The organism is Micromonospora sp. Mcm103 (assembly GCF_024519755.1).
Taxonomy (GTDB): Bacteria; Actinomycetota; Actinomycetes; order Mycobacteriales; family Micromonosporaceae; genus Micromonospora; species Micromonospora aurantiaca.
In genome coordinates this window covers 139,809-151,624 of record NZ_JALJRJ010000019.1, presented here as the reverse complement: position 1 = coordinate 151,624, position 11,816 = coordinate 139,809, and the positions used below count along the sequence as shown (strand labels likewise).

The following is an 11,816-nucleotide window of genomic DNA, read 5'->3' as shown; positions in this document are numbered from 1 at the left end:
CTCGACGCATGATCTGACCGCCGCCCGCACCCACGGCATCATCGACGCCCTGACCAGCGCCGACATGATGACCTTCGCGGACAAGGGCTATCAAGGCACCCGCGGCAGCCTGCGCACCCCGTTCAAGCGGCGCCGCTTCCGGCCGAAGCTGTCACGCCGGCAAAAGGCCGTCAACCGGGCCCACGCGAAGATCCGCGCCCGCGGCGAACGCGCGATCGCCACCCTCAAGACCTGGAAAATCCTGGTCAAGCTGCGCTGCTGCCCACGCCGCGCCACCGCGATCGTGCAGGCCATCCTCGTCCTGCACCACATCGAAGCTGACCGCTACGCAGGATGAAAATGGCTCAGTGATCACATGCATTGCCGCGTCGTCCCGGTCTGACGGCTGCTCGGAAGCGGATCTCCTCGTCGGGCAGTCGCCGGACCGTCCAGCCTCCCCGGATGGGACAAGGTGGAGCGCCCTACCGAACGAGTCTCAATGACAGTTGTCAAGCGCGGGCGCCGGCGGCCGGGGGATTAGAAGAAGATCACGGATGGGCGGTCACGATAGCCTTCCCCTGGTCACACAGTCGGTTGCTGTCTGGCCGTGTCGGCGTCTGCCGGCAGTCTTGGCTGTAGGGATGGCTGTACGGGGAGGGGTGCGCTGATGGCGCTCTCGGCGGAAGACAGGCTCGCGGTCCACGAGCTGATAGCCCTGCATGGGCATCTCATGGACGCTGGCGAGCTCGACAGGATGGACGAGCTGTTCGCTGTCGACGTGGTGTACGACGTGACTGCCTTCGGGGCCGGCGAGTTGCACGGCTATGAGGCAATCAAGCGGGCAGCTCTAGCCCTTGGGGACAGGAACCCTGTGGGCCACCATGTCACGAACGTCTACGTAACCGAGGACGCGGACGGCACCATCCGGGCTGTATCCAAGGGGATTGGCATCAATGCCGACGGATCGGTCGGCAGCGTGGTTTACGAGGACATCGTCCGCCGAGAGGTTGCGGGGTGGCGAATCGCCTATCGGCAGGTGAAGCCCCGACGAGCGCCGCTGCATCCATGACTTCACTCGCACGGCCCGCCTCAGAGCCATCTCCGCCGTGAGTCCCACACACCGTGGAGCGGGCCAGGGGCCAGGGTGGCAAGGTGGAGCGCCCTACCGGACGAACGACCTTGTCACCCTGGCCCCTGGTCTGCTCGGCTCTGCCTGGGACTCACGGTGGAGATGGCGACCCGCGCAACCACTGACTACCGCATCATCCGGACGGACTTCCCCATCTCTGTCGAAGATCCCCGCCCGGAGGGCAATAGTTCTTGCAGTCCCGCTTGTAGTTAGGTCCACGATCCCGAGCCTACCCATAGTCTGCCAGGAGAGGGTCATCAAGAGCCTTGATCATCATGTCACCCGAACGTCAGGCATTCCGTTCGCTTGGCGAATGAGCGTCACTACCCGCTCCGTCCACTTCAGCAGGCGACGGTCAGACGTTGGATCTGACCAAATACTGACGACTTTCTCTGCAATCTTAACCTTGTTAGGGGAAGTGAGAGATCCCAACGGATTACTCCACCGGTCTCCGCTCCAAGAATAGGAGGAGCGTGGGTGAACCACCGATACGGCTTTTGTTAACACATCCAAAGGAACGTAATTTTCGATGGTGTAGCCATCAGTAAGCCATGCGAACCCGGGCTCTTGGGACTCATTGAAGCAGTCTAGGATTCGCAGTTTCGCAGGCGTCAACTTGGCACCCCGACTCCGTCGATCGCTATCCATTACAACAATGAGGTGCCGATTGAGTCGACGCAAATTTATAAATTCAGATAATCTATCATCGTCAACCGAGAGGTCCCGAAGAAGAGATCCGCCATAGAACATGATGGAGTAATGAATACCCTCAACCAGCCTCCTATCCATCCTGCCAATCCAGTCTCGGATGTATATCCGATCACTAGGACCTTCCACCCATATCACTGCGTTCGATTGCAACAGGTCGGAAGGCCGGTAGCCCAGATCAACACATATGGCAGAGACTTGAGCCGGAGTAGTAGCCGCGGAGACGGCAGTACCCGACGGAGAATGCTCCAAATGGAAGACGTTGGCGCGCTCATAGTCGAGCATTTGAGCAGAGTGCGTTGTAATCAGATACTGATTAGAAGTGTTCTCCATAAGGAAGTTCAGCAGACGCTTTTGAAGAATAGGATGAAGATTAATCTCCGGCTCTTCAATGCACACTAGAGAGTCTTCGATCATTGTCGCGGCGGCAGCGATAATAATGACTTGATGCATGCCTGTCCCCTGATTATCCAACGGGAGCAGGGAACCTCGCATGCGAACATTGATAGTTCCACGGCTAGCTGGAACTTCTAGGCGGGCTGTCGTCTCCTCGAAGACTTCCGCCACAAATTTATTCAAAAGCGCGTATTTGCGCTCGTGCTCCAGCTGTTGCAGCGCTTCGGGATTCTGCAACAGGGCCACTTGGTCAATCAAGCCGATACCCGCATAGCCATTTTCGGGCTCGCCCCTTGGGAACGACGGCTCTCTAATCTGCCGGAACGAGTCGATAAGATGAACTTTAGGAATTTCAATGCGACTTGCCAGATTATGCAAGACTCGCAGGCAATCTGCAGTTCGCGCGCCACCATAAGAGCTAGTCATAAAACTAGACAGGGATCGAGCAGCTCTATCTCCTACCTCGTCCAGGACTTCCTCGGCCTGCGCCTCAATTAGGTTACGGGCACCCGGGCTATCACCTGACGACGAGAACCGCAACCAGGCGCGGTCACTCCCCTCAACAAGCCGCAGCGCCCGGCAAGACAAGAACGACTCCAGATAGCGGCGCTCAGACGGCCCCAGTGCGGGGAGCGACTCAATGATCCGATCCGTCGCAGGGAGAGGAAGCGCACAAGCAAAAGAAGCTGAGTTTGCCGCCCCGCGGGGGGCGTCTAAACCGCTAGGAGACCACGCGTTTCGGCTTTTCAAGTGCTGGGTTAGAAATCGAACGATGTTCGACTTGCCGGAGTTGTTTTGACCCGCCAGGAGGTTAATCCTTTTCAAGGGCCCAATAAACTGCATCTCTTCATGAAAACTTCGGTACCCTTGGATGCCAAAACCGTGAAACAGTTCCCCCACGACAGCCTCTCCAGCCAGAACATTGTCCTCAACACGCAAATGGAGAACCGGAACAAGGCCCTTACGTTAGCAGCGAGGACCGACCAGTCCAAGAGGGCAAGCCAATGAACATGAGAGGTATCGGCGTGGTTGGCAAGCGCGCGGCGCAGCTGCCAGCTACCGCGCCGGTCTAGCGTGGGCGAGCTGGCATCCTTGAAGACAACGTCGCCGCTGCTCTTTGGTCGGACTCCGATAGCCACGCCGCATAGACGCGCAGGGTTGTCGCTCCTCCCCCGCCATGTCCCAACCGGCCGGCAACTGTCCGAACATCGACACCAGCTGCAATCAGCTCTGTTGCGGAGTAGTGCCGGAGCGCATGCAGATTGGTAGTAATGCTGAGTCGCGCAGCCATCCGGCTGAATCGCTGGGTGGCTGTGTCCGGCACGAGCGGCGTAGCACCGTCCGGCTCCGACGAGAACACATAGCCGTCGGAGGCCAGCGACAGCCCGAGGGCACCCGCACGTTCCTTGCAGCGGGCCATCTGGTCGCGAAGCACCTCCACCGTCTCCGCATCCAGGGCTACGCGTCGCTGCTGGTGTGTCTTGGTGTCCTTCTCCCGCAACTTCCCCGCGTCGTCAACGTACAGCGCGCTCCGCAGGGTCAGCACAGCCGCTTCCAGGTCGACGGCGGACCACCGCAACGCGCACAGCTCACTCCGTCGCGCCCCCGTCGTCATGGCTACCCACACGAACGCGCCCCAGTCCGGGTCCTTCCACGCCTGAGTGACCAGTCGAGCCGCTTCCGGCGCCGTTGGTGGGTGCGGGTTGGGCTGAGGCATCCCGGGCTTCTCCGCTTGGTCTGCCGGGTTGATCGCAATCCAGCGCCACCGGACAGCCCGGTTCAGCGCCCCGGACAGGATCCAATGAATCTGCCGGATCGAGGCTGGCGCCAGCGGCTTGCACTCGTGCGGCCGGCACTTGTCGGTGCACTCGTGCGGCCCGACCTTCCGGTGCTCGATGGCCTTCCGGCTACCTCCACAGTGGTCCCGGCACTTCCGCAGCACCGCGTAGAACGACTCCAGCGTCTCGGCATCCATCCGAGCCACCGGCAGCTTGCCGAGCAACGGCCGGACATGCTTGTTCAGCTTCTTGACGTACCCCTGCCGGGTCGACGCCTCGACGTCGAGCACCTCAAGCCACCGGTCAAGCAACTGGTCGACGGTGGCGCGGGTGCGCGGGTTGCGTCGCTCGTCCACCTGAGCCAGGAAGCGCGTACGCGCCTTCTCCGCTTCCTTCCGGGCCGTCGGGCCGGGCGGGATGGTCTCGGTCAGGTAGTGCCGCTTCTTCGTGATGGGGTCGATGCCCGCGTAGACCTTCACCCGGAGTGAGCCGCTGGGCAGCTCCTCGATCTCGCCTCGCTGCCGCTTCGCACGCCCGTTCGCTGTCCCCATGGGGACAGACCGTAGCTCGCTCGCACCACGAGTAGCACCACGGGAAGATCGTGGATCTAGTGTTTTGGCTGGTGGGGCGGGCGGGGTTCGAACCCGCGACCGAGGGATTATGAGTCCCCTGCTCTAACCGGCTGAGCTACCGCCCCGTGACCGCGCCGGATCGTAACCCGCCGATCGCTGCGCGGACCACCACCTACCGGGCGGAAACACGGCCGCGACAGCACGATGGGCAACGCGAGGATAACAACGCGCAACCCGTCGACCAACGCCTCACGCGCGCCGCAACTCCGCGAGGACCGCGCCGACCGTACGCCACCCGCTGGCGAGCGCCCCCTGGATGGACGGGCTGTCGCGGTGGTCGCCTGCCACGTACAGGCCGTCGCCGAGCGCCACCGGCTTGCGCAGCCGGCCCTGCGGTGGCGGTGCGGCCGGGAGCGCGTCCGGCACGGTGACTGTGGTGAGGTGGGTCCAGTCGGCGGTGGAGCGGCCGTAGAGGCGGTCCAGTTCGCGCCGGATCACCGGTTCGGGCGGGGCCTGCGGGCCGACCACCGAGGTGGCGACCAGGTGCTGGCCGTCCGGCGCGTATGTGGGCGCGGCCCGGCTCACCACCACCGTGTTGGCGATCAGTTCCCGGCGGTCGCCGTCGAGCAGCAGGATCGGCTCGTCCAGTGGTGCCGTGTCGGTGCGGTGGTAGTAGGTGGTGTAGGCGTGCATGCGTACCCTCGGCAGCCCTGGCAGCAGCGTGGCCGCCGCGGGCGGGTCGACAGCGACCACGACGGCGCGGCAGGTGATCTCGCCGGACGGGGTGCGGACCCGGCCGGGCGCGACCTCGGTGACCGGGGTGTTCAGCTCGATCAGTTCGGCGGGCAGCGGCGCGGCGAGCGCCCTCGGCAGCGCCGCCATGCCGTCCGCCGGCAGGCCGATCCTCCCCCGGGCGAAGGAGCGCATGATGACCGCGAGCACGTGGCTGGAGGTGGCCAGCTCGCGGTCGAGCAGCACGCCGGACAGGAACGGCCGGAGCAGTTCCTCGATGATCGCGTCGGAGAGCCCGGCCCTTCGCAGCGCCGTCTCGGCGCTGGTCTCGGGCGTGCCGAGCAGCCGCCCGACCGGCACTGTGGCGTAGCCGGCGGCGAGCGCGGCGAACCGCAACCGGTCGGTCAGTGATCCGATGCCGGCGGTGAGCGTGCCGGGCGCGCCGGTCGGTTCGCGCAGCGGGTTGACCAGGCGTTCCAGCCGGTCGCCGCGGCGCACCAGCACGCCGGAGGTGAACCAGCCCATCGTCAGAGTGCCGACGTCGACCAGGCCGGTGAGCCGCGGGTACGCGGCGTTGAGCACCTGGAAGCCCCGGTCCAGCAGGAACCCGTCGACGCGGTCGGTGGCGACCCGCCCGCCGAGCCGGTCGCCCGCCTCCAGCAGCCGCCACGGCACGCCGGCGCGGTGCAGCCGCCGGGCGGCGGCGAGACCGGCCAGGCCGCCGCCGACGACCACCACGTCCGTGTCAGGCACGGTCCACCCCCGCCCCGGCCCGGTCGCCCTCACGGTGCGACCGCGACAAGCGGCCCGGCCACCAGACCTTCGGCCCGATGTCGTACGCGAGCGCGGGCACCAGCAGCGAGCGGACCACGATGGTGTCGAGCAGTACGCCGACGGCGACCGCCACGCCCAGCTCGACGAGCACCACGAGCGGCAGGACGGCGAGCGCGGAGAACGTGGCGGCGAGCACGATGCCGGCGGAGGTGATGACGCCGCCGGTGACGGCCAGCCCGGCGAGCACTCCGGCGCGGGTGCCGCGCCGCACCGACTCCTCGCGGACCCGGCTCATCAGGAAGATGTTGTAGTCGATGCCGAGCGCGACCAGGAACACGAACGCGAACAGCGGGAACGACTGGTCGACGCCGGGGAAGTCGAAGACGTACCGGAACAGCAGCGCGCACAGGCCCAGCGTGGCCAGGAACGACAGCACCACTGTGGCGATCAGCAGCACCGGGGCGACCAGGGCCCGCAGCAGCAGGGCCAGGATGACCGCGATGACCAGCAGCACCACCGGGATGATGACGTCGCGGTCGCGTACCGAGGCGTCGGCGGTGTCCACGTTGATCGCGGTGAAGCCGCCGACCACGGCGTCGGCACCGGGTACCCGGTGCACCGCCTCGCGCAGGTCGCGGATGGTGCGTTCGGCGCCGTTGCTGTCCGGCGGGTCGGCGAGCGTGACGTTGAGCTGCACCCGCCCGTCGACCACCTTGGGGGGCGCGTCCGGGTCGGGCGGCGCGTTCTCGCCCCGCTCGCCGAGCGGCAGCACCGAGGCGACCCCCGGTACGCCCTGCGCCACCTGGGCGACCTGCCGGGCGGTGGCCTGGGTGGTGAAGACGGTGGCGGGGCTGCCGGTGCCGGCCGGGAAGTGCCTGTCGATGACCTCCTGGCCGGCGACCGAGTCGGTGCGCTGGGTGAACAGCTGGGACTGGCCGAGCGTGGTGGCGCCGAGCTGGGTCACCCCGATCGCGAGGGCGGCGAGCACCACGGCGGTGACGACCCAGACGGTACGCGCGCGGCGCGCCACGAAGCCGGCGATCCGCGCCCAGATGCCGTGCTCGGTGCGCGGGTCGGCCTGGTCGTACCGGGGTCGCCGGGGCCAGAACGCCCAGCGCCCGCCGAGGACCAGCAGGGCGGGCAGGAACGTGAGCATGACCAGCAGCGTGGCGGCGATGCCGACGGCGCTGACCGGGCCGAGCGCGCGGTTGGAGTTGAGGCTGGACAGCAGCAGGCAGAGCAGGCTGACGATGACTGTGGCGCCGGAGGCGATGATGGCCGGGGCGGCGCCCTTCCAGGCGGTCCGCATGGCGTCCCAGGGGCGCTCGTGCCGGTGCAGTTCCTCCCGGTAGCGGGCGATGAGCAGCAGCGCATAGTCGGTGCCGGCACCGAAGACGAGCACGGTGAGGATGCCCTGCGCCTGCCCGTTGAGCTTGACGATGTCGTGGTCGGCGAGCAGGTAGACGAAGACGGCGGCGAGCGAGTACGACATCCCGGCGGCCAGCAGCGGGAAGATCCAGAGGACCGGGCTGCGGTAGACGACGAGCAGGATGACCAGCACCACTGTCAGCGTGACCAGCAGCAGCGGCCCGTCGATCGCACTGAACACCTCGATCAGGTCGCCGAGCAGCCCGGCGGGTCCGGCCACGTCGACGGTGAGCCCGTCGCGGTCCGGGCCGGCGATGTCGCGCAGGCGTTGCACCACGGACCGGATCTGTTCGCCCTCGGCGCTGTCGATCGGCACGATCACCTGGGCGGCCTGCTCGTCCTGGCTGACGACAGGTGGCGGCAGCGGGCCGACCACGCCCGGCACCTCGGCGAAGCGGGCCGCGTCGGCCTGGATGCGCTGCTGGTCGGCGGGGGTGAGGCCGCCGGGTCGTTCGTAGACCACGAGTGCCGGGGTGGTCTCCCGGTCGACGAATCCGCCGGCCAGGTCCTGCGCCCGGGTGGCCTCGGCGTCGGCCGGCAGGAAGGAGGCGTTGTCGTTTGTGGAGACCTCGCCGAGCTTGCCGGAGTACGGGCCGGCGATGCCGCCGACGATCAGCCAGCCCAGCACCACCGCCACCGCGATCAGCGTCGCGGTCCAGCGGCTGCGTCCTGCGGCCATCTCCACCGTCCTCGAATCGACGCATCAATCGACGCAGCGGGAGTCTAAGTCGACGCCGACCATCCTGCCGCGCGAACGAGGACTCGGGGGCGGAAACCGGGCAGCCGGGCACCGCAGGGGCGCTGCCGGAACGACGAACGCCCGCCGGCGATGCCGACGGGCGTGACGTGGAGCGAAGCTCCCCCGATTGGACTCGAACCAATAACCTGCCGGTTAACAGCCGGCTGCTCTGCCAATTGAGCTACAGGGGACCGTGCACCGCTCGGTTCGGATCTCTCCGCTCCGTGCGACGGGGACAAGAGTACAGGACATCGGGGGGTGGTGCGCCAGGGGGTTACCGGAGGAGGACCGCACCGGCTGACGCGCCAGGATTCCGGACAAATCGTCATCTCGGCACAGGGAGGCATGAGCGGAGAGCAGGATGGGTAGTTAGCCGTCGACAGAGAACGCAGGCGCGAGACGGTCGTTCCGCCGAGCTGGCGGGAAACCGGCGAGAGCGTCAGGTACGGAAGGAGCCGCCATGCGCGGAAAGATCATGTTTCTTGGCGGGCTGGCTGCGGGATTCGTCCTGGGCGCCCGTGCCGGCCGGGAGAAGTACGAGGAGCTGGTGGTCCGCGGGCGCAAGGTGCTCGACCACCCGACCGTCCAGGAGGCGGCCGGGGTCGCGCAGGCCCAGGCGAACCGGCTCTACTCGGAGGGCAAGGACAAGCTGGGGCAGACCAAGCTCGGTGAGAAGCTCGCCACCAACGGCGGCAAGCCGGGCATGACCGACGCCGACAAGCCGTTCGCCGGCACGCCGGCCGCGGTCGGCAGCCGCAGCGCCAACGGGACGGGCTCGACCAGCGCGTCCGGCTCGACCACCACCGGCACGAGCACCAAGCCGTCCAGCACCGGCAACACGCTCTGACGCAAGCGGACAGCGGGCCGGTCACCTCCGGGTGACCGGCCCGCTCCCGTGTGCGCGGGCGGCGGTGTGGCACATTCTCCGTGGGGAGGTGACCACATGCCGATGGTCGGACCGGAGACGGCGGATCAGGCGCGACTGCTGCGCCTGCTGCGCGACGACGGCCCACGCTCCCGGGTCGAACTGGCCGACCTCCTCGGCCTGCCCCGGGCCCGGTTCGCCGCCGAGGTGGACCGGCTGACCACGCTCGGCCTGGTGGAGACCGCCGGGCCGGCCGCGTCCCGGGGCGGACGCCGCTCGTCGCTGCTGCGCGTCGGCGCGCAGGTCCGGTTCGGCGCGGTGCTCGTCGGCGACGGCATCCTGCGGGTCGCGCTCACCGACGGCGAACTGAACCCGCTCGCCCGGCACGACGAGCCGGTGGACGTCCGGCTCGGCCCGGACGTGGTGGTCGGGCGCATCGTCGAGCTGCTCGGCAAGCTGCGCGTCGAGGCGGGACTGACGTCGCTCACCGGCGTCGGCGTGGCGCTGCCCGCGCCGGTCGAGGTCCGCGACGGCACGCCGGTGTCCGCACCGGCCCTGCCCGGCTGGCACCGCTTCCCGGTACGCGACACGCTCGCCGCCGAACTGGGCTGCCCGGTACAGGTGGACAACGACGCCAACGCGATGGCCCTCGGCGAGCGGCACGCCGGCACCGGCCGGCCGTTCGACGACTTCCTCTACGTCAAGCTGGGTGAGGCGATCGGCTGCGGGCTGGTGCTCGCCGGCTCGCTCTACCGGGGCGCGGCCAGCGGGGCCGGCGACATCGGCCACTTCCAGCTCACCGAGGACGGGCCGCTCTGCGGCTGCGGCAACAACGGGTGCGTCGAGGCGTACTGCGGGGATGTCGCACTGGTGCGCGAGGCGGTGAGCGCCGCGCGGGCCGGGCGCTCGACGGCGCTGGCGGACCGGCTGGCCACGGCCGGGAGGCTGTCGGTGGCCGACGTGGCGGCGGCGGCCACCGAGGGCGACCCGGCGGCGCAGACGCTGGTGCGCGACGCCGCCCGCCGGCTCGGGCGGGTGCTGGTCGGGCTGGTCAGCTTCGTCAACCCGGCCATCGTGATCATCGGCGGCGCGCCGGCCGGGATCGGTCCGGTCCTGCTCGCGGAGATCCGGGGCGTCGTCTACCGGCGGTCCACGCCGCTGGCCACCGGCAGCATGCCGATCGTCCTGTCCGACCTCGGCGACACCGCCGGCCTGATCGGCGCGGCCCACCTGGTCAGCACCCAGACCTACGCCGCCCGCTAGTCCCCCACCCCCACCCCCACCCCCGCCCCTGCCTCCGCCCTCCGCGCCGCCGATCTTGCACTTGCGGCCCCCGGGATGTCGGTTACACCCGTTTTGTGAGGGCCGCAACTGCAAGATCGCGGGGGGCAGGGAGGGCGGGGTGGGGTGAGGTGAGGGGGGTCAGTCGCGGCTGCTGAAGGCGGCGTCGAAGGCTGCCGTGGGGGCGTCGAAGGCCAGGCGGCGGACGAACTGGAGCGCCTCCGGCGCGCCGACCAGGCGGTCCATGCCGGCGTCCTCCCACTCGATCGAGATCGGGCCGTCGTAGCCGATCGCGTTGAGCGCCCGGAAGCAGTCCTCCCACGGCACGTCGCCGTGACCGGTGGAGACGAAGTCCCAGCCGCGCCGCAGGTCGGCCCAGGGCAGGTGGGAGGAGAGCCGGCCGCGCCGCCCGTCGCCGGTACGGACCTTCGCGTCCTTGCAGTCGACGTGGTAGATCCGGTCGGCGAAGTCGAAGATGAAGTTCACCGGGTCCAGCTCCTGCCAGACGAAGTGCGACGGATCCCAGTTGAGCCCGAACGCCTCCCGGTGCCCGATCGCCTCCAGCGTGCGCTTCGTCGTCCAGTAGTCGTAGGCGATCTCGCTGGGGTGCACCTCGTGCGCGAACCGCACGCCCACCTCGTCGAACACGTCCAGGATCGGGTTCCACCTGTCGGCGAAGTCCTGGTAACCGCGCTCGATCATGGCCGGCGGCACCGGCGGGAACATGGCCACGGTGTGCCAGATGGACGAGCCGGTGAAGCCGACGACGGTGTGTACGCCGAGTTTCGCCGCCGCCCGCGCGGTGTCCTTGATCTCCTCGGCGGCCCGCTGCCGCACGCCCTCCGGCTCGCCGTCGCCCCAGATCCGGGCCGGCAGGATGTCCTGGTGCCGCTCGTCGATCGGGTGGTCGCAGACCGCCTGGCCGACCAGGTGGTTGGAGACGGCGAACACCTGGAGGTTGTGCTTGGCGAGGGTGGCCCGCTTGCGCTCCACGTACGAGTCGTCGGCGAGCGCCTTGTCCACCTCGAAGTGGTCGCCCCAGCAGGCGATCTCCAGACCGTCGTAGCCCCACTCGGCGGCGAGCCGGCAGACCTCGTCGAACGGCAGATCGGCCCACTGGCCGGTGAAGAGCGTGATGGGTCGCGCCATTGTCCTTCTCCCCTGTGGTGATGGGGGATTCCGTCGCGGACCGGGGCGAGGACGACCGGAGGCGGCGACGCGTGGGAACCGGTGGACGCCGCAGCGTCTGCTCCCGGGCGGGTTGCGCCTCCCGCCGGGTCACCGGCCACCTCGCGGTCGCCGCCTCCACTCTATGGCCTCCGTCAGGGCAGGGTCCAGCGCTGGTTCGCCGCACCCGTGCACGTCCACAGGTGCACCGCCGTGCCGTCGGCCGAGTTGTTGCCGGACACGTCCAGGCACTTGCCCGACTGCGGGT

The 11,816-nt window shown here is 68.2% G+C and carries 10 protein-coding genes and 2 tRNA genes; 4 read left to right on the top strand and 8 right to left on the bottom strand.

Annotation, left to right across the window (positions count from 1 at the left end; translation table 11 throughout):
* The coding region (locus OC439_RS22840) for a transposase family protein (RefSeq protein ID WP_315985946.1) at window positions 1–337 on the top strand (337 nt) is incomplete at its 5' end.
* A 309-nt stretch (window positions 338–646) separates the two neighbouring features.
* Complete coding sequence (locus OC439_RS22835; protein ID WP_262015208.1) at window positions 647–1,048, top strand: nuclear transport factor 2 family protein; 402 nt, start codon at window positions 647–649, stop codon at window positions 1,046–1,048.
* A 333-nt stretch (window positions 1,049–1,381) separates the two neighbouring features.
* Here OC439_RS22835 and OC439_RS22830 read toward each other — a convergent pair whose 3' ends face one another.
* The 6 genes from OC439_RS22830 to OC439_RS22805 form a co-directional block, all read right to left on the bottom strand.
* Entirely contained in the window at window positions 1,382–2,590 is a 1,209-nt protein-coding gene (locus tag OC439_RS22830; RefSeq protein WP_262015207.1) for an ATP-dependent nuclease, read from the bottom strand.
* Window positions 2,591–3,281: 691 nt separating this feature from the next.
* The gene (locus OC439_RS22825; protein ID WP_262015206.1) at window positions 3,282–4,541 is read right to left on the bottom strand and encodes a tyrosine-type recombinase/integrase; all 1,260 of its coding nucleotides are present in this window, start codon (window positions 4,539–4,541) and stop codon (window positions 3,282–3,284) included.
* 69 nt (window positions 4,542–4,610) lie between these two features.
* Window positions 4,611–4,687: transfer RNA gene (locus OC439_RS22820), tRNA-Ile, on the bottom strand.
* A gap of 124 nt (window positions 4,688–4,811) precedes the next feature.
* Entirely contained in the window at window positions 4,812–6,047 is a 1,236-nt protein-coding gene (locus OC439_RS22815) for an NAD(P)/FAD-dependent oxidoreductase (protein WP_262015205.1), read from the bottom strand.
* Window positions 6,040–8,175 carry an MMPL family transporter gene (locus tag OC439_RS22810; RefSeq protein ID WP_262015204.1) on the bottom strand — a complete coding sequence of 712 codons (2,136 nt, stop codon included), beginning with the start codon at window positions 8,173–8,175 and terminating at the stop codon, window positions 6,040–6,042. The genes OC439_RS22815 and OC439_RS22810 overlap by 8 nt, the downstream gene beginning before the upstream one ends.
* Window positions 8,176–8,353: 178 nt before the next feature.
* Window positions 8,354–8,426 (bottom strand) — tRNA-Asn (locus OC439_RS22805).
* Between the two features lie 269 nt (window positions 8,427–8,695).
* Between OC439_RS22805 and OC439_RS22800 the strand changes: the two genes are divergently transcribed.
* Window positions 8,696–9,082: a hypothetical protein gene (locus tag OC439_RS22800; protein ID WP_135241524.1), complete on the top strand. Its 387-nt coding sequence runs from the start codon at window positions 8,696–8,698 to the stop codon at window positions 9,080–9,082.
* 96 nt (window positions 9,083–9,178) lie between these two features.
* The gene (locus OC439_RS22795; RefSeq protein ID WP_262015203.1) at window positions 9,179–10,363 is read left to right on the top strand and encodes an ROK family transcriptional regulator; all 1,185 of its coding nucleotides are present in this window, start codon (window positions 9,179–9,181) and stop codon (window positions 10,361–10,363) included.
* Between the two features lie 159 nt (window positions 10,364–10,522).
* On the opposite strand, the gene OC439_RS22790 is transcribed toward OC439_RS22795, so the two are convergent.
* Both OC439_RS22790 and OC439_RS22785 read right to left on the bottom strand, forming a co-directional pair.
* Window positions 10,523–11,530 (bottom strand): sugar phosphate isomerase/epimerase family protein, encoded by a 1,008-nt coding sequence (locus OC439_RS22790; protein ID WP_262015202.1) that lies wholly within the window; start codon window positions 11,528–11,530, stop codon window positions 10,523–10,525.
* 173 nt (window positions 11,531–11,703) lie between these two features.
* The coding region (locus OC439_RS22785) for an RICIN domain-containing protein (protein ID WP_262015214.1) at window positions 11,704–11,816 on the bottom strand (113 nt) is incomplete at its 5' end.

Bases quoted from the DNA above. Each gene is read 5' to 3' on its own strand.
- OC439_RS22795 (WP_262015203.1), top strand. From the start codon at position 9,179: ATGCCGATGGTCGGACCGGAGACGGCGGATCAGGCGCGACTGCTGCGC.
- OC439_RS22825 (WP_262015206.1), bottom strand. From the start codon at position 4,541: ATGGGGACAGCGAACGGGCGTGCGAAGCGGCAGCGAGGCGAGATCGAG.
- OC439_RS22810 (WP_262015204.1), bottom strand. From the start codon at position 8,175: ATGGCCGCAGGACGCAGCCGCTGGACCGCGACGCTGATCGCGGTGGCG.
- OC439_RS22800 (WP_135241524.1), top strand. From the start codon at position 8,696: ATGCGCGGAAAGATCATGTTTCTTGGCGGGCTGGCTGCGGGATTCGTC.
- OC439_RS22835 (WP_262015208.1), top strand. From the start codon at position 647: ATGGCGCTCTCGGCGGAAGACAGGCTCGCGGTCCACGAGCTGATAGCC.
- OC439_RS22790 (WP_262015202.1), bottom strand. From the start codon at position 11,530: ATGGCGCGACCCATCACGCTCTTCACCGGCCAGTGGGCCGATCTGCCG.